The following is a 26,966-nucleotide window of genomic DNA, read 5'->3' as shown; positions in this document are numbered from 1 at the left end:
GGCACGACAACGGCCGCGGCGGCCACGGGAGTTCCCGTGGCCGCCCCGGCTCTTCTTCTGTGCGGGCCCGGCTGGATCAGCCGACGGCCGTCGTGCTGAAGACCACGGGCTTCGCCGGGTCGGCGTAGCACTGGAACGGGTCCCACTGGTCGTTCGCCGGGTGCAGACGGTTCCAGCCGAAGGACCGCTTCTCGAAGCTCGACCCACCGGGGCCGGTGGTGACGGCACCCTGGCTGGGGGCGCGCAGCGTGACGACCAGGCTGGGCAGGTCGAACTCCACCCCGCCGGGGATGCTGTCGGGCGAGGTGACGACGAACTCGGCGCCGCGGCGCTCTACATGGAAGGCGGCACTGCCCAGGTTCTTGCCCCCGACCAGCTTGTAGCCGAGGACCTGGGCTTCGGGGGACACCTTGTAGGCGACCTCGATGTCGGTGAGTTCCTTGTTGTACTCGCCGAGCGCGACGATGGGGGCCGGGTCGAACGCCACGTTGAAGCCGGCGCCGGGAGAGACCTTCGACGGGGCGGTGGTGGAGAAGCCCCGGGAGTACCCGTTGATCGGGAACCAGCTGCCGTCGAAGCGGCTCTGGCACACATAGCCGACGGTCGACGAGGTGACCGCGCCGGCTTCGCCGGCGCTCGCCGGGGCCGCGAAGGCCAGGAGCGCGGCGGCGGCCGACATGCTCGCGGCGGCGGCCGTCGCGGCGGTGGCCTTCTTCTTCGTCTTCTTCACTCTTCGTACTGCCTCTCTCGCTGCGGTCCGTGACGCCCTTGCTCCGCAACAGGGAGCAGGGAGACCGGTGTTACCGATGTGACTGAAAGCATCGCCATGTCGCTCGAGCCGTCTTCGACGCCAGGTCGGGTGGAACTCGAACCTCCGCTCGGCCCGTGCGGCCCCAGCCGCCCTCGAGCGAACCTCGATCGCTGTTCGAGGCCAAGGAGCGACGGTCGGCCGAGTCCGTGCAGAGATCACACTCTTGGAGGCTCCATGACTGAGGCGACCGGCCGCGTGGCCGTGGTCACCGGCGCGACGAGCGGCATCGGACGCGAGATCGCCGGCCGTCTCGCGGAAACCGGCCACCGTGTCTACCTCTGTGCCCGCTCGGCGGACGGCCTAGCGGAGACGGTGAAGGAGTTCCAGGAACGCGGCCTGGACGTCGACGGCAGTACCTGCGACGTCTCCGACCCCGACCAGATCATCGCGTTCGTGGCCGCCGCCGTGGCCCGCTACGGGCCGGTCGACATCCTGGTCAACAACGCGGGACGCAGCGGCGGCGGCATCACCGCCGAAGTCACCGACGACCTCTGGCTCGACGTCGTCAACACCAACCTCACCAGCGTCTTCCGGATGACCAAGGCCGTCCTCACCACCGGTGGCATGGGGGAGAAGAAGCGCGGGCGCATCGTCAACATCGCCTCCACCGGCGGCAAGCAGGGAGTACTGCACGGCGCTCCCTACTCCGCGTCCAAACACGGCGTCGTCGGCCTCACCAAGGCATGGGGCCTGGAGTTGGCGAAGACCGGCATCACCGTCAACGCGGTCTGCCCCGGATTCGTCGAGACGCCCATGGCGGAGAAGGTCCGCGCCCACTACGCGGGCATCTGGGGAACCACCGAACAGGAGGCGTTCGAGCGGGTGACCGCCCGCGTGCCCATCGGCCGCTATGTCGAGCCCTCCGAGGTCGCGGCGATGGTCGAGTACCTCCTCGGCGACGGAGCCGCGGCGGTCACCGCCCAGGCCCTCAACGTCTGCGGCGGCCTCGGCAACTACTGACCGGCCGCCACCCGCCTCACCAGGATCGTAGGGAGCCCCGATGCCATCCACCCACCTGACATCCCTGTCCTCGGACGCCGTGCGCGAGGCCGTCGCCTCGGCCGCCAAGCACGCGGCCGAGGCCGAGGCCGGCCGGCGGCTGTCGCCGGCCGTCGTCGACCTGGTCGTGGAGGCCGGCTTCGCCCGGCACTTCGTACCGGCTCGATGGGGCGGCTGCGCGGGCACGTTCGGCGCGCTGCTGCCCGCGGTGGCGCTGCTGGGCGAGAGCTGCGCCTCCACGGCCTGGTACGCCTCGCTCGCCGCCGGCGTCGGCCGCCTCGCCGCCTATCTGCCGCAGGAGGGACAGCACGACATCTGGCGGGACGGCCCCGACACCCTGATCGTGGGAGCCCTCGCGGCCTCCGGCACCGCCGAGCGCGTGCCCGACGGCTGGCGGGTACGCGGACAGTGGCCGTACGTCAGCGGGGTCGGCTCCTCCGCCTGGGCCCTGGTCTGCGCCCGCGCGACGGACGGCGACCGGCAGGGACCACGCTTCTTCGCCGTGCCGCGCGACACGTACGGCGTCACGGACTCCTGGTTCAACGTCGGGCTGCGCGCCACCGGAAGCAACACCCTGACCCTGGACGAGATCACCGTGCCGGACACCCACTCCGTCGCCCTCGCGGACCTCCTCGCCGGTGACGCCCCCGAGGCCGAGGCCGCCTGCCACCGCGTACCCATGAAGGCGGCCAACGGACTGACCCTCGCCGCCCCGCTCCTCGGCGCCGCGCGCGGTGCCCTGCGCCAGTGGTCCACCCTGGTCCGCGCGAAGCTCCAGGGACCCGGCGCCGCCATCACCGGCGCGGCGGACAGGACACCGTACGAACTGACGCTCGCCCGCTCGGACGGGGAGATCGACGCGGCGGCACTCCTCCTGGAGCGGGTGGCGGCTGTCGTCGACCGGGGTCCGGTGGACCCGAGGCTGACAGCCCGCAACGGCAGGGACTGCGCGCTGGCCGTGGAGACGCTCGCGGGCGCCGTCGACCGTCTGTTGCGCTCCTCCGGCAGCCGTGGTCAGTCCGATTCGGAGGACCTCCAGCGCTTCTGGCGGGACGTCAACGCCGGAGCGGGCCACAGCGGCCTGCAGTTCCCGTCCGCCGCGACCGCTCTCGTCCGTGAGTCGCGTGCCATCGACGCCCCATGAACGAGCCCGTACGAAGAACGAGGAAGGAAACGCACCCCATGCCGTGCACCCACCGTACGTCGGTCACCCCCCTGGGCCGTGCCCGGTCTCCGCACGCGGCGGGAGGCCCGCGATGACCCGCCGTGTAGCGATCACGGGGCTGGGAGTGCGGGCCCCGGGCGGCTCGGGAACGGACGCGCTCTGGGACCTGCTCAGCTCCGGCCGAACCGCCACCCGCAACATCACCTTCTTCGACGCCTCCGCGTACCGGTCACAGGTGGCCGGCGAGATCGACTTCGATCCCGTGGCCGAGGGCCTGACGCCCCGCGAGATACGCCGTATGGACCGGGCCGCGCAGTTCGCCGTGGTCTGCGCGCGAGACGCGGTGGCCGACAGCGGTCTGTCCGTCGAGGACCTGCGCCCCGAGCGCGTCGGCGTCAGCGTCGGCAGCGCCGTCGCCGCCGCGATGTCCCTGGAGAAGGAGTACCTGGTCCTTTCCGACCGGGGACGCGAGTGGGAGGTCGACCCCTCCTATCTGAGCCCTCACATGTACGACCACATGGTCCCCAGCGTCCTGGCGGCGGAAGTCGCCTGGACCGTCGGCGCCGAAGGGCCGGTGTCGATGATCTCCGACGGCTGCACCTCCGGCCTGGACTCCGTCGGCTACGCCTGCCGGCTGATCCAGGAGGGCACCGTCGACGTCATGTTGACCGGAGCCACCGACACCCCCCTGACGCCGATCGTCGCGGCCTGCTTCGACGCCATCAAGGCGACCACGCCCCGCAACGACGACGCCGCGCACGCCTCCCGGCCCTTCGACCTCACCCGGAACGGATTCGTCCTCGCCGAGGGCGCGGCCATGTTCGTCCTGGAGGAGTACGAGAGCGCCGTCCGCAGAGGGGCGCCGATCTACGCCGAGGTGACCGGGTACGCCACACGCCTGAACGCGTACCACATGACCGGGCTCAAGACCGACGGCAGGGAAATGGCCGAGGCGATCCGGGTCGCCCTGGACGACTCCAGGATCGACCCGAGCGGCATCGACTACGTGAACGCCCATGGCTCGGGCACCAGACAGAACGACCGCCACGAGACGGCGGCGTTCAAGCGCAGCCTCGGCGATCACGCGTACAAGGTGCCCGTCAGCTCCATCAAGTCGATGGTGGGCCACTCGCTCGGCGCCATCGGCTCGATCGAGATAGCCGCGAGCGTACTGGCCCTCAAGCACCAGGTGATCCCGCCCACGGCGAATCTGCACACCTCGGACCCCGAATGCGATCTGGACTACGTGCCGCTGACCGCCCGCGAGGCGCGGCTGCGCAGCGTGCTGACCGTGGGGAGCGGCTTCGGAGGATTCCAGAGCGCGATGGTGCTTCGACGACCGCAGGAGGCAGTGGCATGAGCCGCAGAGTGCTGATCACCGGCATCGGCGTGGCGGCCCCCAACGGGCTCGGCGTCAAGGAGTACTGGAACGCCACCCTGGAGGGGCGCGGCGGTATCGCGCCGCTCACCAGGTTCGACTCCTCCCGCTACCCCTCGAACCTGGCCGGGCAGATCCTGGACTTCGACCCGGCGGAGCATCTGCCCAACAGACTGCTCCCGCAGACCGACGTCTCCACCCGGCTGGCGCTGGCGGCCGCCGACTGGGCCCTGGCCGACGGCGGGGTGGACCCGGCCGACATGGTCGACTACGACATCGGCGTGATCACCTCCAACGCGGCAGGCGGTTTCGCCTTCACCCACCAGGAGTTCGCGAACCTCTGGTCCAAGGGGCCGGAATTCGTGAGTGTCTACGAGTCCTTCGCCTGGTTCTACGCGGTGAGCACCGGACAGGTGTCGATCCGGCACAAGTTGCGGGGTCCGGGCGCGGCGCTGGTGGCGGAGCAGGCCGGGGGTCTGGACGCGCTCGGACACGCCCGCCGGACCGTCCGCCTCGGCACACCCCTGGTGGTGGCCGGAGGAGTCGACTCGGCCTTCGACCCCTGGGGCTGGGCGGCGCACCTGTCCAGCGGTCTGACCAGCGACAGCGACGACCCGGACCGGGCCTACCTGCCCTTCGACGGCGAGGCCGGGGGCCATGTGCCCGGCGAGGGCGGCGCGTTCCTGGTCATGGAGGACGAACAGGCGTACCTGAGCCGGGGAGTGGACAGTGCCTACGGTGAACTCGCCGGGTACGCCGCGACCTTCGACCCACCGCCCGGCTCGGGCCGCCCCCCGGGGTTGCGCCGTGCCGCCGAACTGGCGCTCGCGGACGCGGGGCTCACCCCGTCGGACATCGGAGTCGTTTTCGCCGACGCCGCCGGTACGCCGGCCCTGGACCGGGCGGAGGCGGCGGCCATCACCGGGATCTTCGGCCCCCACGGGGTGCCGGTCTCGGCCCCCAAGGCGCTGACCGGCCGTCTGCTGGCGGGTGGCGGGCCGCTGGACGTGGTGTCGGCGTTGCTCGCCCTGCGCGACGGTCTCGTCCCGGCCGTCCCGTACACCGGGGAGACCCCTGCGGAGTACGGCCTCGACCTGGTGCGCGGGGTGCCCAGGGAGACGGCGGCGCGCGCTGCCCTGGTGCTCGCACGGGGCCGCTGGGGCTTCAACTCCGCCGTGGTCGTCAAGGCGGCCGGACATGGCTGATCCCGCCGTGGTCGCCGCCCAGGGCGTGGGAGCACCGCGGCTGGAGGAGGTCGCCGACGGTGTGCACGCGTACATCCAGCCCGACGGAGGCTGGTGCCTGAACAACGCGGGCGTGATCCGCGCGGGGGGCTCGGTGGTCGTGGTCGACACGGCGGCCACCGAGCGGCGGGCACTGCGGCTGAAGGAGGCCGTCGACTCCCTCGCCGCCGGCCCCGTGAGGACCGTGGTCAACACCCACTTCCACGGGGACCACACCTTCGGCAACGCCGTCTTCGGGCCTGCCGCCACCGTGGTGAGCCATGCCGGCACGCGCACCGAGATGGCGGAGACCGGACTGGGGCTCACGGATCTGTGGCCCGAGGTGGAGTGGGGAGACGTGCGGGTCGTCCTTCCCGATGTCACGTACTCCGGCGCCATGACCCTGCACACGGGCAGTCGGCGTGTGGAGCTGCTCCACTTCGGCCCCGCACACACCCGCAGCGACACAGTGGTGTGGCTCCCGGACGAGAGGGTCCTGTTCACCGGCGACATCGTGATGCCCGGATGCACACCGTTCGTGCTGATGGGGACGGTCGAGGGTTCGCTGGCCACCCTGGAACGGCTTCGCGGACTGGGAGCCGCCACGGTCGTGGGCGGGCATGGACCGCTCGCCGGTCCGGAGGCCTTCGACGCCACCGAGGAGTATCTGCGCTGGCTCCAGCGGCTGGCCGCCGACGGGGCGAAACACGGACTCACCCCGTTGGAGACGGCCAGGGAGTGCGACCTCGGACCGTACGCGGGACTGCTCGACCCGGAGCGGCTCGTCGGCAACCTGCATCGCGCCTGGCTGGAGCTGGACGAGAACGAACTCGCCTGTCCCCTGGACGTCGGCGGCGTCTTCCGCGAGATGGTCGAGTACCACGGCGGACTTCCGGCCTGCCACGCCTGAGCGCGACCGGCCCCTTCCCTGCTTCGGGCGGTCGGGGCCGGGCCCGATTCAGTCGAGAACGGCTGCTTCGGGAGCCGGGGGTTTGCGGAGCAGGAGCAGCGCCGCGTCGTCGTGCAGTCGGCCTCCCACATGCGCCAGCAGTTCGTTGTGGAGCCCTGTGAGGGTATGTGCCGGCTCGTCGGACAGATGGCGAGCCAGCCGCTCGGCGAGGGGATAGAACTCCCGGCCGTGGTCGCGGGCCTCCGTGACCCCGTCCGTGTAGAGCAGCAGCTGATCCCCGTCGGCGAAGGGCAGTACCTGGAGGCTGGGGGTCTCGCCCGTCAGGGCGCGCAGCCCGAGGGGCGGAGCCGGACGATCGGGTTCCACCGGTACGACCCCGGATCCGCGCACCAGCAGGGGAGGTGTGTGTCCGCAGTTGACCACCTCCAGCAGGCCCGGCCGGGGGTGGCCGGCGACCACGGCCGTGACGAAGTCGTCGCAGCCGAGGTTGCGCGCCAGGCTCCGCTCGATCCTGTCGACGACGGCGAGGAGATCGGGCTCCTCGTAGGCCGCCTCACGGAAGACCCCGACCACCAGCGCGGCGATGCGCACCGCCGGCAGCCCCTTGCCGCGCACATCGCCGACGATCAGCCGAACCCCGTACGGCGTCGGCACGAGGGCGTAGAGATCCCCGCCGATCCGGGCCTCCGCGGCGGCGGCGCTGTAGTGGACGGCCACCTGGAACGGGCCGACGGTCGCCGGTACCGGCTGGAGCAGCGCGTGCTGTGCGGCCTCGGCGACCGAGCGGACGGCCGCGAGCACCCGCTCCCGGCGCCCGCGCAACGCGCTGGCCAGGGCACTCGCCAGGGTGACTGCGGCCAGGGCGGACAGTACGGCGGCCAGCTCGCGACCCGGCGCACCGTCACGGATGCCGAGCGGCGCGCCCAGCGCCCCGGCGAGGAGACCGACACAGAGGACTCCGCGCGGTCCGCTGGTGGTCGCGGCCAGCGCGGGCCCGGCGGCGAGCAGCGGCAGCCAGGTCAGCCCGGCCCCGCCGAGGAGGTCGACGGCCACGACGACGGAGACGATCAGCACGGGCAGTACGGGCGTGGCGGCGGCCAATTGCGCGGTGACGCGTTTCCCGTGGTCGCCGGCGTGGTCTCGGGGGTGACTCATGTTGTGCCCGCAGTCCTCACCTGTGCGTGGAGCATGTGCTCCGGAAATGTCTGTTTGATCCAGGAAAGAGGATGTGGGTCGGGCGCCACAAGGACATGATTTTCAGATAGTGAGCGAGAGGCCCCTGGTCACGCGGCCGGCGGTCGGGAGCAGCCGTGTCCGGATCTCCTGGAGTCGGGAGAGCCGGTCCGCCCGCAGTGAGACGCCGAGCGAGCCGAGCGTGTCCCCGCTGTACACGGGCACCGCGATACAGACCGTGCCGAGGGCGTACTCCTCCAGATCCGTCACGGCCGGCGCCACGGGCGAGGAGTCGAGTCTCCGGAGCAGCTCCGGAGCGTCGGTGATGGTCCGCGGTGTGAGATCGGTCAGGTGGTGCCGGGAGAGATAGTCCCTGCGGGACTCCTCGTCCAGCTCGCGCAGCACGGACTTGCCGAGCGCGGTGGCGTGGCCGGCGTCCTCGAAGCCCACCCAGAGGTCGACCCGGGGCGTGCGGGGGCTGTCCACGATCTCGGCGACCCGGATCTCGCCGTCCTCGTAGAAGGTGAGGTAGGCGGCGGTCGCCAGCTCGTCCCGCAGTGCGGCGAGCGTCGGGCGGACCCGGCTGAGGAGTGCCTGCCCGCGGCCGGTGGTGTGGAGCGCCTGCACCTTGTCGCCCAGGACGAACCCGCCGTCGTCCAGCTTCCGCAGATAGCCGTCGTGGACCAGGGTCCGCAGCAGGTGATAGGCGGTGGCCAGGGGCAGCTCCGTCTCCCGCGCCAGTTGCTTCGCGGGCGCGCCGTTCTCGTGCGCGCTCACCGCCTCCATCAGACGGAAGGCCCGCTGCACGGAGGTGATGAGCGTGGGGCCGGGACTGTCGTGACCAGCCATACGACCAGCGTGCGCCGGGTGCGCGGCACAGGCAAGGTCCGCCGGGCTCACGCCCATCTCCGCACGGTCCAGTCTGTGCGGAACCTTGCCTACCGTGACTCGTGTTCCTTCTGCCCGTATCCTCGTCAATGCCAGATATTTCCGAAAAGCGGATTGTCGAAGGTGTGAGTGAGGCGAGCGTGGTTCGGTCCGACGGCGAGCCGATCCGCACGGAGCGTATGGCAGGCGGCACAGGGCCTGCCCGCTTCCGTGAGCGGTTTCTGCAGGGTGAGCAGCTGGACACGGGCGTGCGCACCTCGATCCTGAGCTCCTGGCGACGCTGCCGGTCCCTCGGCCTGTCGCCGGACCAGTCCGACCTTCCCTACCGGGAGGACTGGGATCAGGACGACCGGATCGTCCGCGCCGCCGCGCCGGTGCTCGACCGGCTGCAGTCCCGGTTCGCCGGCAGTGCGATGAACATCTCCGTCGCCGATGCGAGCGGGACGGTTCTGCTGCGCCGGTTCGGCGAGACGTCCATGGCCAGAAGCCTCCCGGCGATCCAGACCGTCCCGGGCTTCGTGTTCGCCGAGCGGGTCGCCGGAACCAACGGCATCGGTCTCGCCCTCGCGGAGCGGCAGCTCATCCGGGTCTACGGCGCCGAGCACTTCGCCGAACGCTCCCAGGGCAGCGCCTGCCGGGCGCTTCCCGTCCGCGACCCGCTCAGCGGCCGTATCGAGGGCGTCCTGTGCTTGGGGTACCCCCGCAGCGCGGAGGACCCGGCGTTGACCTCCGTGATACGCCAGGCCGCCGAGGCCATCGAGCGGCGCCTGCTGGGGCAGAGTTCCGCACGCGAACGCTCCCTGCTGCGGGCCTACCTGGACGCCGGAGCCGAAGTCGGCGCAGCCCCCCACCACAGCGTCGGGGTGGACGAGCTGGCCCTCGGGCTGCGCCCGGGCGACCGCGCCACCCTCATGGAGAAGGCGGCCGAACTGATCTCTCGCGCGCAGCGGGCCGCCGTCGACGTACCCCTCCTCGACGGCCGTCGGGTCACGCTCGTGAGCCGTCCGATGACCAGCGTCTCGGGAGTGGAGGGGTTCGCCGTCGAGGCCATCCTCCCCGGCGTCTCGCGGCGCGAGCTCCTCGCCGTCCCGAACCGCTTCGACGAGCCGACGGGCGCCACCGCCGCGTCATCCGCCGTCCTGCGGTTCGAGGGCGTTCCCGTGGGCGCGGGTTCCGGACGGCTGCCCGCGGCTCTGGAGCCCGGTCGACTCGGCAGAACCGCTGTCGGCGTCGAGGGCCTCGCGGCAATGGGGTCCATGGACGCGGACGGCGTCACTCCGGCCGGCATCGACTCCGCCAACGCCTTCGATGTCGAGGGTGCCGACGGTCACCTCGGCTCCCGGACTCCCGCGCGAGGGCTCCTGATGGTCGGCGAACCGCACGTGGGGACCTACGCCCTGGCCGCCCGCCGCCGTCTGGAACTGCTGTCCGAGGCCAGCGCCCGAATAGGCACCACCCTGGACGTGCGCCGCACCGCCCGGGAACTCGCCGAGACGGTCGTGCCGCGCCTCGCCGACTTCGTCACCATCGACCTCGCCGAGCCCGTACTGCGCGGCGAGGAGGCCGCCGATCCCCGCAGCGACCTGCGCCGAACGGTGGTCCACGGCATCCGCGACGACCTCCCCTTCAGCCCGGTCGGCAAGCAGGTCGACTATGGACCGACCGCGCCCCAGCTGCGATGTCTGACCGACGGGCGGGCCGTGCTGGAACCGGACCTGAAGACGGCCGCGGGCTGGCTCGCACAGGACCCCGAGCACACCGACGAGCTGCTGGGCCACGTCCACTCCCTCATCGCGGTGCCTCTGGTCGCCCGCGGTGTCGTCCTCGGCGTCGCCGCCTTCTACCGGGCGCAGGACCCCGCCCCCTTCGGCGACGACGACCGTTCACTGGCCCAGGAACTCGCCACCCGCGCCGCACTGTCCATCGACAACGCCCGCCGCTACACCCGCGAGCGCACCATGGTCCTGGCCCTGCAGCGCAGCCTCCTCCCGCACGGCCTGCCCGACCAGGACACCGTCGAGGTCGCCCATCGCTATCTGCCCGCCGAGTCCGACGTCGGCGGGGACTGGTACGACGTCATCTCGCTCTCCGGCGCCCGGATCGGCCTCTTCGTCGGTGACGTAGTCGGCCACGGCATCCTCTCCGCCGCGACCATGGGCCGGGTGCGCACCGCCGCCCGCAGCTTCGCCGAACTCGACTTCCCCCCGGACGAGGTCCTCACCCACCTCGACAACCTCATGGGACGGCTGGACCGCGAGGACCCCGACTCCGACGGCGCCGGCATCATCGGAGCGACCTGCCTGTACGCCGTCTACGACCCGACCACGCAGCGCTGCACCATGGCCCGCGCCGGTCACCCGCCGCCCGCCCTGGTCCTCCCCGACGGCACCGTCTCCTTCCCCGACCTGCCGGCCGGGCCCCCGCTCGGCCTCGGTGGCCTGCCCTTCGAAGCAGTCGAGACAGACCTCCCCGAGGGCAGTCAGCTGGTGCTCTACACCGACGGACTCATCGAGGACCGCAGCCGCGACGTCGATGTGGTCCTCGATGAACTGCGCGTGGCCCTGGCCCACCCCGAGCGCGCACCCGAGGAGACCTGCCGGGTGGTCCTGGACACCGTGGCGCCCGCCCGTCCGGCCGACGACATCGCCCTCCTCGTCGCCCGCACCCATGCCTTCGACCCCAGTCGGATCGCCACCTGGGACCTGCCCGCCGACCCTGCCCGCGTCAGCGAGGTCCGCGTCTCCGCCGTCCGGCAACTGGCCGACTGGGGGCTCGAAGAGGCCTCCTTCGCCGCGGAACTGATGCTCAGCGAGCTGGTCACCAACGCCGTCCGCCACGGCGCCGGGCCCATCCGGGTACGGCTGCTGCACGACCGCAACCTGATCTGTGAGGTCTCCGACACCAGCAGCACCGCCCCGCATCTGCGTCGGGCGGCCACCGACGACGAGGGCGGCCGCGGACTGTTCCTCGTCGCACAACTGGCCCGGAGCTGGGGCACCCGCTACACCCCGGAGGGGAAGGTCATCTGGGCCGAATGCGGGCTCGACGGCGTCTGACGCGCTCAGCACCCGGGCGTCGGGGGATCACCGAGCCGTTCATCCATTGGGGTCACAGAGGTGGCTGAATGTCTGAAATGCTCTGATATGCACGGCTAGTATCGCTGACGCGAGTCGGGACGAACTCGCCAGGCCGACCCCCGGAGAGGTCCGTGCACGACGCCCACGACACCTCTGCGCAGGCGCTCCCGCCCAGCGGGACGCGGCCACCGCTGGTCCGTGTACGCGGGCTCGCCAAGCGGTTCGGCGGGACCCTCGCGCTGGCCGGAGTCGACCTCGACGTCCACGCCGGCAGCGTGCTCGCGCTGCTCGGCCCCAACGGAGCCGGGAAATCCACCCTCATCAAGGTGCTCGCCGGCGTCCACCGCGCCGACTCGGGACGGATCACGGTGGACGGACACCCGCTCGGCAGCCACGCCGCCACCCACCGCATGTCCTTCATCCACCAGGATCTCGGCCTCGTCGAGTGGATGACGGTCGCCGAGAACATCGCCCTGAGCACCGGATACGCACGCCGCGCCGGACTGATCTCCTGGCCGCGCACCCGGGAGCGCTGCACGGAGGCTTTGCGGCTCGTCGGCGGACACCTCGACCCCGGCACAACCGTGGCCCAGCTCGCCCCGGCCGAGCGTTCCCTCGTCGCCATCGCGCGAGCCCTGGCGGCACGGGCGAGGCTCATCGTCCTCGACGAGCCGACCGCCCGCCTCCCGACCGCCGACTGCGCCCGGCTGTTCCGCGTCCTGCACGCCCTGCGCGACCGCGGCCACGGCATCCTCTACGTCAGCCACCGCCTGGACGAGGTCTACGAGGTCGCCGACACCTTCGCCGTACTGCGCGACGGCCGCCTCGTCAGCCACGGCCCGCTGGCCGGCCACAGCCCCGCCCGACTCGTGCACGACATCACCGGCGAGGAGCCCTCCGGCCACCGCCCCGCCACGGCCGCGAAAGGCCGAAGCGCCACCACCGCCCCGGCCGTCCTGACCCTCGACGCCGTACGGACCCCCGGCGCCGGACCGGTCGACCTGGAACTCCGGGCCGGGGAAGCCCTGGGCCTCGTCGGCCTCTCGGGCGCCGGACACATGGACCTCGGCCGAGCCCTCGCGGGCGCCCGGCCCCTCCTCGGCGGACGGGCGCTGCTCGACGGCCGACCGTACCGCCCCCGTACGGTCGCCGAAGCCGTCGGACGCGGTGTCGCCCTCGTGCCCGGCGACCGGCAGCGGGAGGGCTGCCTCGCCGAGCTGACCGTACGGGAGAACCTCCTGGCCAACCCCGGCGCGGGAGACCGACCGGCGCCGCGCTGGATCGGCCCCCGCCGCGAACGCGCCGAGGCGGCCGCACTGATCGAACGGTTCTCGGTGCGTCCCCGCGACGGCGAGGCGGCCATCGCCACCCTCTCCGGTGGCAACCAGCAGAAGGTCATGATCGGCCGCTGGCTGCGGACGGGCCTGCGCCTGCTGATCCTGGAGGAGCCGACGGCGAGCGTGGACATCGGCGCCAAGGCCGCGATCCACCGTCTGCTCGACGAGGCACTCGCCGACGGCCTCGCGGTCCTGCTCATCTCCACCGACTTCGAGGAGGTCGCGGGGGTGTGCGGCCGCGCCCTGGTCTTCGTCCGGGGCTCCGTGACCGCCGAACCGAGCGGTCCGGCCCTCACGGCCGCGGGCCTCACCCGGGCGGCATCGGCCACGCCCCTTCCCGGAAGCACGACCAACCGGTGACCGCCGTACCGCCCTCGCCCCGGCCGCGCCGCCCGGGCCCACGGAGCCGACTCGGCCCCCACGGCGGCCAGGCCGGGCACCTCGTCGGCGCCTACGGTCTCCTGGCCCTCACCGTCCTGCTCTGCCTGATCTTCTCCCTCACCCTGCCGAGCACCTTCCCCACCTCGGACACCGTCGACTCGATCCTCTCCACCCAGTCCATCCCGGCCGTCCTCGCGCTCGCCGCCATGGTCCCCATCGTGACCGGCGCGTTCGACCTGTCCATCGGGTACGGCCTCGGCCTGGCGCACGTCATGGTGCTGTACCTCGTCGTCGACGGGGAGTGGCCCTGGCCGCTCGCCTGTCTGGCGGTGACCGCAGGAGGGCTGGTCGTGGGTGTCCTCAACGGCGTCATCGTCGAGTTCGGCCGGATCGACTCCTTCATCGCCACGCTCGGGACCGGCAGCATGATGTACGCGGTGACCGGCTGGATCACCGACGGAGGCCGGATCGTCCCCGGCCCACAGGGCCTCCCCGCCGCGTTCACGGACCTCTACAACTCCACCTTCCTCGGCCTGCCGGTCCCCGCCTTCTACGTGCTCGCGCTCGCCGTCGCCCTCTGGCTGGTGCTGGAACGCCTGCCGCTCGGCCGGTACCTCTACGTCGTCGGGTCGAATCCGCGCGCCGCCGACCTCGTCGGCATCTCCGTCCGCAAGTACACCGTCTGCGCCTTCGCCGCGTCGGGGCTGATCGTCGGCTTCGCCGGAGTGCTGCTCGCGGCCCAGCAGCAGATCGGCAATCCGAGCGTCGGCCTCGACTACCTGCTGCCCGCCTTCGTCGGCGCCCTCCTCGGCTCCACCGCGATCAAACCCGGCCGCCCCAACGCCCTGGGCACCCTCGTCGCCGTCGCCGTCCTCGCCGTGGGCCTCACCGGCATCGCCCAGATGGGCGCCGAGTTCTGGACCGTCCCCCTCTTCTACGGCGGCACCCTGCTCCTCGCCGTCGGCCTGGCCGGGTACTCCGCCCGCCGCCGGGTGCGCACCGGAGTCTTCGCCGCCCGCGACGCGTCGGCCGGGACGTCGTCGGAGCCCCCGTCCGCCCCGACGCGGGACGGCGACTCGGCGGGCGGCGCTCCATGACCCGGCCCGTGGGCACCACCACCGCTCCCAGGCCGCTCGTCCCTCCGCGAGGAGTCCCTGTGCACCGCACCCGCAAGGCCATGCCCGGCGTTCGCAACGCCCGGTCCGCGATCGCCACGCTGCTGGCCGTGGCCACCGTCCTCCTGTCCGGTTGTGATCGCGGCTCGTCGAACGACGAGGGGGACACCGCCTCGGGCCGGAGCGGCTGCCCCGCCGTCCAGGCAAAGGCCCAGGCCGCCGTCAGCCGGGCGGATCGTACCGACGTCCCCTGGGGCGGACCGACCAGCGGCCCGAAGGCGGTGACCGGCAGAACGCTCGTCTATGTCGCCCAGACCATGACCAACCCCGGAGTCGCGGGCGCCGCCGACGGCGTCCGGGAAGCCGCGAAGGTCATCGGCTGGAACGTCCGCGTCATCGACGGCGGCGGCACCCCCGCCGGTATCCAGGCGGCGATGAGCGAGGCCGTGGCGCTCAGGCCCTCGGGCATCGTCATCGGGGGCTTCGACCCCAACGCGACCTCGCAGCAGGTCGCGCGGGCCGACGAGGCGGGTATCCCGCTCATCGGCTGGCACGCGGTCGCCTCCCCGGGCCCCAGCACACGCCCCCGGCTCTTCACCAACATCACCACCCAGGTCGAGGACGTGGCCAGGATCAGCGCGCAGTGGGTCATCGAGAACTCCGACGGCAACGCCGGGGTCGTCATCTTCACCGACGCCTCGATCCCCTTCGCCAGGAACAAGTCCGAGCTGATCAGGAAGGAACTCGCCACCTGCGCGGGCGTGGACCTGCTGGCGTACGAGAACATCCCGATCCCGGACGCGAGCAGCCGCACACCCCGCGAGATCTCCTCGCTCCTGTCCCGCTTCCGGAATCGGTGGACGCACTCCGTCGCCATCAACGACCTGTACTTCGCCGACGCCGCCCCGGCGTTCCGCGCGGCAGGCAAGGAGGGCGCAGGACCGCCCTTCAACATCGGCGCGGGTGACGGCGACCCCTCCGCCTTCCAGCGCATCGACAACGAGCAGTACCAGGCGGCCACCGTGCCCGAACCGCTCACGCTGCAGGGCTGGCAGATCGTCGACGAGTTCAACCGCGCCTTCGCAGGCCGCCCCGCCAGCGGCTATGTGGCCCCCGTCCACATCTCCACGGCCGACAACAGCGACGGCGCCACGACCTGGAACCCGTCGGGCTACCAGGAGGCCTACCGCGAGATCTGGGACAGGTGACGGCACCCGGCGGTACCCGTTCCGCGTCCGAGGTGCCGGGCGCCGTTCGCCGGGTACCCGGAAGCCGGCGGCGGTGAGGGACACCGCCGGGTGCCGGGTGAGGGAGCGTCGTACATGGCTCGGTCCAACGACGAGATCGCCGAGCTGTTCCAGGAATACGCGGATCTGATCTCGATCACGGGAGGAGACGCGTTCCGGGTACGCGTCTACGAGAAGGCCGCCCGCTCGATCGGCGGCCACCACGCCGATGTGTCCACGCTCGACGTCAAGGGCCTCACGGAGATCCCCAACGTCGGCAGATCGACCGCGGAGAAGATCGTCGAGTACCTCCGCAGCGGCCAGGTGTCCGCGATCGAGGAACTGCGGGCAAGGATCCCGGCCGGCGTCCGACGACTGACGGCCATCCCCACACTCGGCCCGAAGAAGGCGCTGACACTCTACGAGGAGCTGGGCATCTCCTCGGTCGACGAACTCACCGACGCCATCCACGAGGAGCGGCTGCGCGACCTCAAGGGCTTCGGGCCGAAGACGGAGGAGAACATCCTCCACGGCATCGGTCTGCTGAAGTCCGCCGGCGACCGTGTCCGGCTCGACACCGCCATGGACCTCGCCGAGGACATCGTCGCCGAGCTGTCCCGGGTGACCGGCTGCCGCCGCTGCGCGTACGCCGGATCGCTGCGCCGCCTCCGCGAGACGATCGGGGACATCGACATCCTCGTCGCGGCGAAGAGGTCCGCGCCCTTCATGCGGGCGTTCACCGAACTGCCGTACGTCACCGAGGTCATCGCGCACGGCGAGACCAAGACATCGGTGCGCACCGGCAACGGCCTGGCCGTCGACCTGCGCGTCGTACCGCCCGATTCCTGGGGCGCGGGCCTGCTGTACTTCACCGGTGCGAAAGCACACAACATCCGGATCCGGGACATGGCCGTACGCCAGGGGCTCAAGCTCTCCGAGTACGGACTGTTCGACGTCGAGAGCGGCGAGAAGATTGTCTCCGCGACCGAGGAGGACGTGTACGCGCGGCTCGGTCTGCCGTGGATCCCTCCGACGCTGCGCGAGGACCGCGGCGAGATCGAGGCCGGGCTGCGCGACGAGCTGCCCGACCTGATCACGGAGACGGACATCCGGGGCGATCTGCACACCCACACCGACCTCACCGACGGCCTCGCCCCGCTGGAGGAGATGGCCGCCGCGGCCGCCGAGCGCGGCTACGCCTACTACGCGATCACCGACCACGGCCCGAACCTGTACATGCAGCAGATGACCGACGAGCGGATGCTGGCCCAGCGCGCACGCGTACGAGAACTCGACGGCGCCCTCCGGGCGCGCGGCGGTCGGCGTGGGATGCGGCTGCTGCACGGCGCGGAACTGAACATCGACCCCGACGGCGACGTGGACTGGCCGGAGGAGTTCCTCGCCGGGTTCGACCTGTGCGTGGCCTCGGTGCACTCGCACTTCAACCAGGGACGCGAGGCACTGACCCGTCGGCTGGTCCGGGCCTGCGAGAACCCGTATGTGAACATCATCGGCCACCCCACCACCCGCCTCATCGGCAGACGGCCGGGCATCGACGCCGACCTCGACGAGGTCTTCGCCGCCTGTGCCCGGACCGGCACGGCCCTGGAGATCAACGCCCACCCGGACCGGCTCGACCTGTCCGACGAGCACATCCTGCGGGCCGGCAGGCACGGGGTGCGGTTCGCCGTCGACACCGACGCCCACTCGGTGCTCCACCTGGCCAACCTGCGCTACGGCGTCGGCACGGCCCAGCGCGGCTGGCTGACCAAGGGCGACGTGATCAACACCTGGCCGGAGACCCGGCTGCGGCGCTTCCTGCGCAAAGGCCGGCCCGGCTGATCGGGCCCTCTCCACCGGCGTGTCGGGAGGACGAGCCGGTCGGCCTCGGCCCCCGTCACCGGGCTGCCCCGCCCGCGGTGGGTGCGGGCGGGGCCGTGCTCGTCATCCGGTGTCCGTCAGCCGCCGATCCTGGCCGCGATGATCGGGGCCAGGCGGTCGGCGACGACCCGGTGGCCCTGGTCGTTGGGGTGGACCGAGTCCGTGAGGTCGCCGGAACCCAGCCAGCCCGTGGTGTCGACGAAGGAGACCCGGGAGTCGCCGCCGCTCACCGCCGCTTGGACGGCCGCCTCGGTCTGCGGGACGTACCGTCCCCGGAAGGTCTCCAGAGCGAAGATCCAGGCCTGCGGATGGGCGGCACGGACCTTGCGCAGCAAGCTGCTGTAGGCCGCCTGGAACTGGGCCGAACTCACGCCGTGGCCCACGTCGTTGGTGCCGAGGTTGATGACGACCGCGTCGGCCCGGTAGCGGGTCGGGTCCCAGTCGGGGGTCGCCGCGTTGGGGTTGAGCTTGGTGAACTGCCGTTCCAGGCCCACGCAGCCGTCCGCCGCGGCGACGAGACAGGCGCCGCCCTGCGCGATCTGGGTGTGCTCGGTGCCGAGCCGTTCGCCGATCAGCCAGCCGTAGGCGGTACGGGCGTTCTGCGAGGTCGTCGTGCCCACGGTGATCGAGTCGCCGACGAACTCGATCAGCTTGGACGGCGCGGGCGGGGCGAAGGTCGTCGCACCGCTGTCGAGGACCAGCCCCTGGAAGACGGCGTCGCCACGGTAGGAGCCCGCGACCACCTGGTAGTTGACCTGGAGGGTGTGGCGGCCGGCCGCCAGCGCGGCCGGCGTCAGGTTCACCGTGCCCTTGACGTCGTCGTAGAACTTCACGGGCCCGTCGTCGATCCGGGCCCAGAAGTCGATGGTGCCGCGCTGCTTCAGCTGGACGGTCCGGCCGGTGAAGCCGACGCGGTAGTACGCGCCCGCCCAGTACGGCGTGTACGCGGTGGTGGAGCCGGCGGTGTCCCAGCGTCCGACGAACCTGATGTTCGGGTCGCCGGGCTGCCCGGGAGCCGCGGCCTTCACAGCGGCACCGGCCAGGGCCGTGCTGACGACGGGAGCCAGCCGGTTCGCGAACTTGGTGTGTCCCGCCTCGTTGGGGTGACCGTTGCCGTCCTCGTAGTCGGTGCCGTCGGTGAGCCAGCCGCTCGTGTCGACGTAACGGACCTTGGTGTCACCGGCGTTCGTGCGGGCCGTGACGGCGGCCCTGGTCTCGGTGACATAGCGCTTCTTGAGGGTCTGGACGGCGAAGAGGACCGCGTTCGGGTACTTGGCGCGGATGTCGCGCAGGAACGTGGTGTACGCCGACTGGAAGGCCGCGCCGGACACCCCGTGCCCGATGTCGTTGGTGCCGAGGTTGATGACGACGGCGCTCGCCCGGTAGCGGGAGAAGTCCCAGTCCGTGCCACCCGTGCCGGCCGACTTGAAGAACTGGCAGCTCAGCCCGGTGCATCCGGACTGGGCGACGAGGCAGTACCCGGCGCGGGCGACCTGGGTGTGCCGCATCCCCAGCCGCTCGCCGGTCTTCCAGGCGTACGAGTCGAGCGCCAGCCGGTCGGTGAGGGCGCCGGCGGTGATGGAGTCGCCGACGAACTCGATCAGCCCGGACGGGGTGTCGGGTGCGATCGTGCGGGCGCCGGAGTCCAGGACCAGTCCCTGGAAGACGGTGTCGCCGGAACGGTAGGTGATCCGCAGGGTGTGGGTGCCCGCGGGCAGGGGCTGGGGGGTGAGGTTCACCGTGCCGCGTACGCCCGCGTGGAAGACGTCGGGGCCGCCGTCGACGCTCACATAGAAGTTGACCGCGTCTCTGGCCTTCACCTTGACCGTGGTGCCGGTGAACGCCGTCTGCAGGTACGCGCCGGTCCAGTTGGCCACGGCCGTCGTCCCCGAACTCGTGTCCCAGCGGCCGACGTAGGCGATGTGGGGGTCGGACACCGAGCCGTCTCCGGGGGCGGCGTTGGCCCGGGTGACGCCGGTCAGGGACAGCAGACAGGCGACCAGGACGGCTGTGAGGGCGGTTGCGAGGCCTCGTCCGGACGCGTGAGAGCGGGCCGGGTGGGGGGAGGTCTGCATGGGTTTCCTTTCGCACCGATGGTGGGAGCGCTCCCATGAGCAGCCTTCAAGAAAGCAGTGAAACGATTTCGAGGTCAAGGGGTCGTGCGCATACGTCACTTGGTCGCCTTGCGCGGTCCGTCGGCCCATACGAATCGCCGCGGTCCGGCAGGGGCCGGACCGCGGCGAGGAAGCGTGTGCGGCAGGGGTCAGCTGCCGGTGAGGCTGATGGCCAGGTCGGTGATGTTCAGGGGGAACTGTTTGATGAAGCTCGCCTCGCCGGTGAAGACATTGATGCTGTACAGCGAAGGATTGCCGGCACCGTACGGGGTGAGGGAGGCGAAGGCGGCGTTGTCGACCGTCTTGCCGCCGCTCAGGGTGCTGTAGATGTCCATGCCGGCCTTGAGCTGGGCGTCGATGCCGAGGCTCCCGGTCGGGGCGAGCGTGCCGTTGTTGGCCGGGGACTGGATGACGACCTGGTCGCTGTTGGTGTTGATGTCGAACAGCGTGGTCGCTGTGGCCCCGTTGAGGTCGTTGTTCGTGTAAGCGGCGGCGGTGACGCCCTTGGTCGTGCCCTCGGTCGGCGGGGTGGTGAGGTTCAGGTCCTGGATGGTCGAGTGGTCGTTGAGGTTGTGTCGCAGGTTCTGGCCGTTGTCGCTGATCACGCGCAGCCGGTCGGCCGCCGGATTGAAGTCGACGCCGAACTGCGTGCCGGTCAGCGCGTACTGGAGCTGGGACACCTTGGTGACCACGACGTCCTGGGTGGCCGGCGGGGTCTTGATGGTGTAGATGCCGCCCTTGTTGCCGACGCCGTACAGCAGACCGTCCTGCACCCGGAAGTCGATGCCGACCAGGGCCGTGTCGCCGCTGAGATTGGTGATGGTCCTGACCCAGTTGAGCACGTCCGGCCGGTCGGTCGTGAACGTGGCCATCAGGGTGCCGTCACCGCTGATCCCGAACGCGCGCAGGCTGGGGGTGGCGGCGGGGGCGGCCGAACCGGTGCCCGGTGTGCTCAGCATGAGCGCCGTCGAGGTGGCCATGACCGCCAGAGCCGCCGCGATTCTCTTTCTTGTGCCTGCCTTCATCGGTGTTTCCCTCCCGTGTGAACAAACGCCGACGCATGGCGCGCCGATGAGAAATTCCTGTACCCCGTATCCGCGCCCGTTGCCCGTACCGAATTTCCGGCAACACGTGTTCATTCGGGCCGAATGCTCGGCGCGGTTCCCCCATGAGTGTGTAAGCGGTTCCCATTAAGCCCACTTCACAGGACCCCCACAAGCGGAACACGTGGCGAGAACGCCCCGATCCGGGAATTTTGCGCACTGTGACAAAAGCGCCACAGATACACTTGTCGTCGATTTATGAGAGGTGATAAACGCCGTCCGGTTTTCGTCTGTCGACCTGTTCGAGCGGAATGGCATGCTCATCCTCCATGGGGAGCCTCTTCGCCGAACTGGCCCGGCAGGCGTCGACCAACGCCCGCCGGGAGGTCGATACTTACGTACGCGAGATTCCGGAGTTCGCATTCCTGGACAGCAACCCTCGGGCGAGGGACGAGACACTCGAGTACGCGGTGTGGTTCCGCCGCCGCACGGTCGAACTGTCACCGGACAACAGTGAGTTGACCGAGGGCGATCTCGACTACGTCTCGTCGATCGGCGAGTTACGGGCCGGGGCGGGAATATCGCTCGACGCACGCCAGCGGATCCTGCGCGTGCACACCGCACTCATGCTGCGCGAGATCAACGAGGCGACCGACGCCCAGCGCGGCGGCGGTGTCGACGAACTCATGCGGATGATGAGCTGGTTCGCCCCGCAGGGAGAGCGCGGCATCGGCGCCTACACCCAGGGATTCGTGACGGTACTGCGGCGTCGGCTGCCGTACGTCGAGCAGGTCGCCCTGCTGGCCCGGTCCTTGCTGACCGGGGACTCCATGGCGGCGGAACTCGCCCTGGTCGTGGGCATGGAACTGCCCGAGTGCTGCGCGGTGACGGTGATCCGCGTGCCGGACCGCCCCGCCGGCGACCGTGCCCTGGACGGCGAGATCGAAGCACTGGTGAAGAGTCATCAGGTGCCGGTCGCCTGGTGCCCGGAGGGCGGCGGCCGCGGTGGTGAACTGATCGCCCTGGTCCCCGTGCGGCCCGGCGCCGAGGAGACCGTACCGCCGCACACCGGGCCCGATCCCGTTTCCGATCTCGTACGGGACTTCGCCCGGGCGCTCGGCCGCCCCTGCGCCGCCGGCACGGCCATCGCGCCGAGGTCCGACCTCGCCGACGCCCTCGACCGGGCCCGGCGGATCAGCCGGGCGGCTCCGCTGCGCCGGGCCTCCGCACGATTACGCCCGTACACCGTGGCGGACGTGTTCGTGGAGCTCGCCGTCGCGGACCTGCCGTTCGTCGACGCATGGCTGCGCGCCGTGGCCCGGAGCCTGGAACCCGGCCCCGACCTCCTCGTCACGCTCGATGTGTACTACCGCCACGACATGCACCGCGGTGCCACGGCGGCCGCCCTCAACGTCCACACCCGCACCCTGGACTACCGCCTGCGCCGGGTGCGGGAACTCACCGGCCTCGACCCGGGCTCGACCCACGGCGTACGGGCCCTCAGCGCGGTCGTGACCCGGAGCCTGTCGGAGGCGTGGCGCTGAGCGTGGACCGGGGGAGCGTGGACGGGGGGCCAGGTGGGGAGGGAGCCGGATGATCGGTCCGCGCCGCCGATAGGGCAGGCTGGGACCGTGAGCAACTCCAGTGACTCCCTCTTCATCAAGATCTGCGGCCTGAAGAACGAGCAGGACGTCGACACGGCCGTCGAGGCGGGCGCCGACGCCATCGGCTTCGTCTTCTCGACCAGTCCGCGCCGCATCGACGCCGCCACGGCCGCCCGGCTGTGCCGCCGGGTGCCGGAGCACGTCCTGACGGTCGGCGTCTTCCGCGCCGAACCCCTCGACCACGTGCGAGCCGTGGCCACCGAGGCCGGAATCGGGGCCGTCCAGCTGCACGGCCCCGAGGACCGCGGCTACTACGACGACCTGGCCACGGGCGGCTGGACGCTGATCCGCGCCGCCGCGTTCGGTGACTCCGTGCCGCGCTGCGGTGAGATGGGCGAGGACATGCTGCTCCTCGACGCCCCCGTGCCGGGCTCCGGCATCGCCTGGGACTGGTCGAGGAAGTCGCTGGCGGGCGCGGGCGAGAGGTGGCTCCTCGCCGGCGGCCTCACCCCGGAGAACGTACGCAAGGCCGTCGAAGCCACCCGCCCATGGGGTGTCGACGTCTCCAGCGGGGTGGAGCAGAGCCGAGGCGTCAAGGACCGCGCCCTGATCAGGGCGTTCGTCGAGGCCGCCCGCGCGGCGCGCTGAGCCGCGCCGGCCTGGCCCGCCGTGTGGACACGGACCCGGGCCGTTTCCTGTCGATGGCCGAAACCTGACGTGGGCTTTGCCGCCCTGAGGTTGTAGCTGCAAATACCTTGCAGAAACCTTGGCGGCGCGGCTGAAAACAGTCGCTCGCCGAGAAGTGAGGCCCACGTCCCCATGACGGCCACATGGCAACGTATCCGCACGTCGATGACCCGCAAGGAGTGGGCGAGCCTCGGCGGGATGGCCGCGTTCGTCCTGGCGCTGCATGTCATCGGCTGGTTCACGCTGGTGGTGATCGTCGCGCCGGAGCACTACAGCCTGGGCGCCAGGACCTTCGGGATCGGCATCGGCGTCACCGCCTACACCCTTGGCATGCGGCACGCCTTCGACGCCGATCACATCGCGGCCATCGACAACACCACCCGCAAGCTGATGAGCGAGGGGCAGCGACCGCTGTCGGTCGGCTTCTGGTTCTCGCTAGGCCACTCGTCCGTGGTCTTCGCCCTCACCTTCCTGCTCTCCCTCGGCGTCAAGGCGCTGGCCGGACCGGTCGCCAACGACGACTCCGCGCTGCACGACATCACCGGCTGGATCGGTACGACCGTCTCCGGGACCTTCCTCTACGCCATCGCGATCATCAACCTCGTGATCATGGCGGGCATCTGGAAGGTCTTCCGTCGGATGCGCACCGGCCACTTCGACGAGGCCGCGCTGGAGGAGCAGTTGAACAAGCGCGGGTTCATGAACCGCCTCCTCGGCCGCCTGATGAAGTCGATCACCAAGCCGTGGCAGATGTACCCCCTGGGCCTGCTCTTCGGCCTCGGCTTCGACACCGCGACCGAGGTCGCCCTGCTCGTCCTGGCCGGCTCGGGCGCGGCCTCCGGGCTGCCCTGGTACGCGATCCTGTGCCTGCCCGTACTCTTCGCGGCCGGCATGTCGCTGCTCGACACGATCGACGGCTCGTTCATGAACTTCGCGTACGGCTGGGCCTTCTCCAAGCCCGTCCGCAAGGTCTACTACAACCTCACCGTCACGGGACTGTCGGCGGCCGTCGCGCTGATCATCGGCACGGTCGAACTCCTCGGCCTGATCGCCGAGAAGGCCGACCTCCACGGGCCGTTCTGGGACCGGGTCTCCGGCCTCGACCTGAACACCATGGGGTACGTCGTCGTCGGCCTGTTCGTCGTGACCTGGGTGGTGGCCCTGGTGGTGTGGAAGGCGGGCCGCATCGAGGAGAAGTGGACGGCGGACCTCGCCGGTGTGAACACGCCAGAGCGGCGATCCGTACCTCGTGCCACACGACCCCGGTGCCCCGAAGCCGTCAGGGGCTGCGGCACCGGCCGCTGAGGACAGGAGCTACCGCCATGGCCGAGAAGTACTTCACGGTGCCCGGGATGAACTGCGGCCACTGCGCGGTCGGCGTCACCGAAGAGGTGGTGCGGACAGCCGGCGTCACAGAGGTCGACGTGGACGTACGGTCGGGTCTCGTCATCGTGGGCGGGGAGTCGGTCGACGACGAGGCCGTCCGGGCGGCGATCGTCGCGGCGGGCCACGAGGTCGCGGAGATCGTGCGGCAGGCCGCCGCCTGATCGGAGTTGAAGCCAGGTCAGAACGGGCCCGTCTCGCCGTCGTTCGGGTGAGGCGGGCCCGTCTCGCCGATACGGATGTGCGGCGTGAGGTAACCCCATTTGACCCATATATTAATGATTGTGCGATTGTCCTTTTTTGGATTGCGCTAGAATCCTTTACCGAGGGCTTACGCTCTGTTGAGCACTCATTGGCTCAGTCGTTGGGGGGGCGTGGCATGGGGCGAGTCGTCCACGTGCGCGTCGACAACGCCGCTCGCGACCGCGTTCCGGATACGGACGGCACGACGGACCCGGACGAACGCACCGCGCGCTGACGCGACGTTTCGTCGGAATTCCCGCGCCACGGCGTGCGGTTGACCGCCCCATGAGGGGCACCCGCGTGCCTGTGGAGCACCGACCCGCCCGACCGGCGCGCGCCGGCCCGGCTGCCCGTACCCGCGACAGGCACAGACGCCGCCACCGCACTCGGCAACGGAGGACAGACGCCCGTGCACGACACCACCGCCATGCTCATCGAACTCGGGGCGATCATCCTCGCCCTGGGCCTGCTGGGACGCCTCGCCGGACGAGTGGGCTTCTCGCCCATACCCCTCTATCTGCTCGCCGGGCTCGCCTTCGGCCACGGCGGCATGCTGCCGCTGCGGGCCAGCGAGGAGTTCGTCGCCACCGGTGCCGAGATAGGCGTCATCCTCCTGCTGCTCCTGCTCGGCCTCGAATACAGCGCCTCCGAACTCGTCACCAACCTCAAGACCCAATACCCCTCCGGCGCCGTCGACTTCGTCCTCAACGCCGCTCCCGGCGCCGCGACGGCCCTGCTGCTCGGCTGGGGCCCGGTCGCCGCGGTCGCCCTGGCCGGCGTCACCTGGATCTCCTCCTCCGGCGTCATCGCCAAGGTCCTCGGCGACCTGCGCCGGCTCGGCAATCGCGAAACCCCGGTCGTGCTCAGCATCCTGGTCCTCGAGGACCTCTCCATGGCCGTCTACCTGCCGATCCTCACCGCCCTGCTCGCCGGGGTGAGCCTCGCGGGCGGCGCCGTCACCCTGCTGATCGCCCTGGGCACCGTGGGCGCCGTCCTGTACGTCGCCCTGCGCCACGGCCGGGTGATCAGCCGCGCGGTCTCCTCCGACAACGCCGAGATGCTCCTCCTGGTCGTCCTCGGCCTCACCCTCCTCGTCGCCGGGATCGCCCAGCACCTCCAGGTCTCGGCGGCCGTGGGCGCCTTCCTTGTCGGCATCGCGCTGTCCGGCGAGGTCGCCGAGGGCGCCAGCAACCTCCTCATGCCGCTCCGGGACCTGTTCGCCGCCGTGTTCTTCGTCTTCTTCGGCCTGAGCACCGACCCCGCCGACATTCCGCCGGTCCTTCTCCCGGCGCTCGCCCTGGCCGCCGTCACGGCCCTGACGAAGGTCGCCACCGGCTACTGGGCGGCGCGCCGGGCCGGCATCTCCGTCAAGGGCCGCTGGCGGGCGGGCGGAACGCTGGTCGCGCGCGGCGAGTTCTCCATCGTCATCGCCGGGCTCGCCGTCGGAGTGGAACCCCGCATCGGGCCACTGGCGACGGCGTACGTCCTCATCCTGGTCGTCCTCGGCCCGCCGGCGGCCCGCTGGACCGAACCCCTGGCCCGCAGGCTGACCCCCCGCCGACGGCGGCCCGGGACCCCGGACACGACCACGCCGGAGACCGAGCCGGCCGAGGCCGTGCACGTCTGAGGGCGGGAGAGCGGTGTCGGGCGGCGGTGGGATCACTCCCGCCCGAGGATCGCCGCCGCCGACTCCACGCCCTCGCGGGTGCCGATCACGATGAGCGTGTCGCCGCCCACGAGGCGGAAGTCCGGGGCGGGGGAGGGGATCGCCTCCGAGCGGCGCAGTACGGCCACGATCGACGCCCCCGTCTCGGTCCGCATCCGCGTGTCGCCCAGCAGCCGTCCGTTCCAGTGGGACGTGGACGCCAGCTCGATCCGCTCGGCCACCAGCCCGAGTTCGGTCGTGGACAGCAGGTTCGGGCTGTGGTGATCCGGCGTCAGCGCGTCGGAGAGGGCGGTCGCCTCGCCCGCGCTCAGCCGAACGGACAGCGCGCAGGCGTCGGGATCGTCCTCGCGGTACGCGCTCAACGTCCGCCCGCCGTCACGATGGGCCACCACCGAAATGCGGCGCCGTTCCCGTGTGGTGAGGTCGTAACGGACACCGATCCCCGGCAACGGCGTACTGCTCAGGCGCGGAGCACCCACGACTGTCCCCCTGTCTCATTCGGATATTCCTTCGGACAACCGTCGATGTCACCCTAGCGAGCACTCGAAATCCGGCCGATGGGGGCGCGGTCGAGGGTCCGGGGGAAAATTCCCGCGTACGGGCCCGCGCCGACGGGGCGACCCCCCCCACCTCTCATCGGCACCGGGCGGACCGGAAGGAAA

Annotated in this window: 21 protein-coding genes; 15 read left to right on the top strand and 6 right to left on the bottom strand. The window is 71.2% G+C overall.

Annotation, left to right across the window (positions count from 1 at the left end; all coding sequences use genetic code 11):
* Positions 1–76: 76 nt before the first annotated feature.
* Positions 77–730 carry a hypothetical protein gene (locus SGFS_RS07795; RefSeq protein WP_286248809.1) on the bottom strand — a complete coding sequence of 218 codons (654 nt, stop codon included), beginning with the start codon at positions 728–730 and terminating at the stop codon, positions 77–79.
* Positions 731–985: 255 nt separating this feature from the next.
* Between SGFS_RS07795 and SGFS_RS07790 the strand changes: the two genes are divergently transcribed.
* The 5 genes from SGFS_RS07790 to SGFS_RS07770 all read left to right on the top strand — a co-directional run bounded on the left by SGFS_RS07790 (position 986) and on the right by SGFS_RS07770 (position 6,486).
* Entirely contained in the window at positions 986–1,771 is a 786-nt protein-coding gene (locus SGFS_RS07790) for an SDR family NAD(P)-dependent oxidoreductase (protein WP_286248808.1), read from the top strand.
* A gap of 40 nt (positions 1,772–1,811) precedes the next feature.
* Positions 1,812–2,954: an acyl-CoA dehydrogenase family protein gene (locus SGFS_RS07785; protein ID WP_286248807.1), complete on the top strand. Its 1,143-nt coding sequence runs from the start codon at positions 1,812–1,814 to the stop codon at positions 2,952–2,954.
* Between the two features lie 112 nt (positions 2,955–3,066).
* Entirely contained in the window at positions 3,067–4,335 is a 1,269-nt protein-coding gene (locus SGFS_RS07780) for a beta-ketoacyl-[acyl-carrier-protein] synthase family protein (protein WP_286248806.1), read from the top strand.
* Positions 4,332–5,558 (top strand): ketosynthase chain-length factor, encoded by a 1,227-nt coding sequence (locus tag SGFS_RS07775; protein WP_286248805.1) that lies wholly within the window; start codon positions 4,332–4,334, stop codon positions 5,556–5,558. Before SGFS_RS07780 ends, SGFS_RS07775 begins: the two co-directional genes overlap by 4 nt.
* A complete protein-coding gene (locus SGFS_RS07770; RefSeq protein ID WP_286248803.1) occupies positions 5,551–6,486 on the top strand; it encodes an MBL fold metallo-hydrolase in 936 nt (311 codons plus the stop codon). The genes SGFS_RS07775 and SGFS_RS07770 overlap by 8 nt, the downstream gene beginning before the upstream one ends.
* Positions 6,487–6,534: 48 nt before the next feature.
* On the opposite strand, the gene SGFS_RS07765 is transcribed toward SGFS_RS07770, so the two are convergent.
* Together SGFS_RS07765 and SGFS_RS07760 are read right to left on the bottom strand one after the other, a co-directional pair.
* Positions 6,535–7,641 carry a PP2C family protein-serine/threonine phosphatase gene (locus tag SGFS_RS07765; protein WP_286248801.1) on the bottom strand — a complete coding sequence of 369 codons (1,107 nt, stop codon included), beginning with the start codon at positions 7,639–7,641 and terminating at the stop codon, positions 6,535–6,537.
* A gap of 102 nt (positions 7,642–7,743) precedes the next feature.
* Positions 7,744–8,508, bottom strand: a complete 765-nt coding sequence (locus SGFS_RS07760; protein WP_286248799.1) for an IclR family transcriptional regulator — start codon at positions 8,506–8,508, stop codon at positions 7,744–7,746.
* Between the two features lie 179 nt (positions 8,509–8,687).
* Here SGFS_RS07760 and SGFS_RS07755 point away from each other — a divergent pair, with 179 nt between their 5' ends.
* The 5 genes from SGFS_RS07755 (at position 8,688) to polX (ending at position 17,525) form a co-directional block, all read left to right on the top strand.
* A complete protein-coding gene (locus SGFS_RS07755; protein ID WP_286259851.1) occupies positions 8,688–11,603 on the top strand; it encodes a SpoIIE family protein phosphatase in 2,916 nt (971 codons plus the stop codon).
* A gap of 152 nt (positions 11,604–11,755) precedes the next feature.
* A complete protein-coding gene (locus SGFS_RS07750; protein WP_286248798.1) occupies positions 11,756–13,321 on the top strand; it encodes a sugar ABC transporter ATP-binding protein in 1,566 nt (521 codons plus the stop codon).
* Positions 13,318–14,439: an ABC transporter permease gene (locus SGFS_RS07745; RefSeq protein ID WP_286248797.1), complete on the top strand. Its 1,122-nt coding sequence runs from the start codon at positions 13,318–13,320 to the stop codon at positions 14,437–14,439. Before SGFS_RS07750 ends, SGFS_RS07745 begins: the two co-directional genes overlap by 4 nt.
* A gap of 80 nt (positions 14,440–14,519) precedes the next feature.
* Positions 14,520–15,665: a substrate-binding domain-containing protein gene (locus SGFS_RS07740; protein ID WP_434028188.1), complete on the top strand. Its 1,146-nt coding sequence runs from the start codon at positions 14,520–14,522 to the stop codon at positions 15,663–15,665.
* 114 nt (positions 15,666–15,779) lie between these two features.
* Positions 15,780–17,525 (top strand): DNA polymerase/3'-5' exonuclease PolX, encoded by a 1,746-nt coding sequence (gene polX / locus SGFS_RS07735; protein ID WP_286248794.1) that lies wholly within the window; start codon positions 15,780–15,782, stop codon positions 17,523–17,525.
* A 116-nt stretch (positions 17,526–17,641) separates the two neighbouring features.
* Here the strand turns inward: polX and SGFS_RS07730 are convergent, their stop codons facing one another.
* Together SGFS_RS07730 and SGFS_RS07725 are read right to left on the bottom strand one after the other, a co-directional pair.
* A complete protein-coding gene (locus tag SGFS_RS07730; protein WP_286248792.1) occupies positions 17,642–19,639 on the bottom strand; it encodes a GDSL-type esterase/lipase family protein in 1,998 nt (665 codons plus the stop codon).
* Positions 19,640–19,827: 188 nt separating this feature from the next.
* Positions 19,828–20,703 (bottom strand): DUF4394 domain-containing protein, encoded by an 876-nt coding sequence (locus tag SGFS_RS07725; RefSeq protein WP_286248791.1) that lies wholly within the window; start codon positions 20,701–20,703, stop codon positions 19,828–19,830.
* Positions 20,704–21,050: 347 nt separating this feature from the next.
* Here SGFS_RS07725 and SGFS_RS07720 point away from each other — a divergent pair, with 347 nt between their 5' ends.
* The 5 genes from SGFS_RS07720 to SGFS_RS07700 all read left to right on the top strand — a co-directional run bounded on the left by SGFS_RS07720 (position 21,051) and on the right by SGFS_RS07700 (position 26,265).
* Complete coding sequence (locus SGFS_RS07720; protein ID WP_286248789.1) at positions 21,051–22,265, top strand: PucR family transcriptional regulator; 1,215 nt, start codon at positions 21,051–21,053, stop codon at positions 22,263–22,265.
* Between the two features lie 87 nt (positions 22,266–22,352).
* Positions 22,353–22,973: a phosphoribosylanthranilate isomerase gene (locus SGFS_RS07715; RefSeq protein ID WP_286248786.1), complete on the top strand. Its 621-nt coding sequence runs from the start codon at positions 22,353–22,355 to the stop codon at positions 22,971–22,973.
* Between the two features lie 204 nt (positions 22,974–23,177).
* Complete coding sequence (gene nicT, locus SGFS_RS07710; RefSeq protein ID WP_350283985.1) at positions 23,178–24,317, top strand: Nickel transporter NicT; 1,140 nt, start codon at positions 23,178–23,180, stop codon at positions 24,315–24,317.
* A gap of 17 nt (positions 24,318–24,334) precedes the next feature.
* On the top strand, positions 24,335–24,559 hold the full coding sequence (locus tag SGFS_RS07705) for a heavy-metal-associated domain-containing protein (RefSeq protein WP_286248783.1): 225 nt from the start codon (positions 24,335–24,337) through the stop codon (positions 24,557–24,559).
* A 488-nt stretch (positions 24,560–25,047) separates the two neighbouring features.
* Positions 25,048–26,265 carry a cation:proton antiporter gene (locus SGFS_RS07700; RefSeq protein WP_286248781.1) on the top strand — a complete coding sequence of 406 codons (1,218 nt, stop codon included), beginning with the start codon at positions 25,048–25,050 and terminating at the stop codon, positions 26,263–26,265.
* Positions 26,266–26,297: 32 nt separating this feature from the next.
* On the opposite strand, the gene SGFS_RS07695 is transcribed toward SGFS_RS07700, so the two are convergent.
* Entirely contained in the window at positions 26,298–26,783 is a 486-nt protein-coding gene (locus tag SGFS_RS07695; protein WP_286248778.1) for a cation:proton antiporter regulatory subunit, read from the bottom strand.
* Positions 26,784–26,966 lie beyond the last annotated feature (183 nt).

This window comes from Streptomyces graminofaciens, from assembly GCF_030294945.1.
Taxonomy (GTDB): domain Bacteria; phylum Actinomycetota; class Actinomycetes; order Streptomycetales; family Streptomycetaceae; genus Streptomyces; species Streptomyces graminofaciens.
The sequence above is the reverse complement of the archived record's forward strand: the minus strand, read 5'-3'. Positions and strand labels throughout refer to the sequence as shown.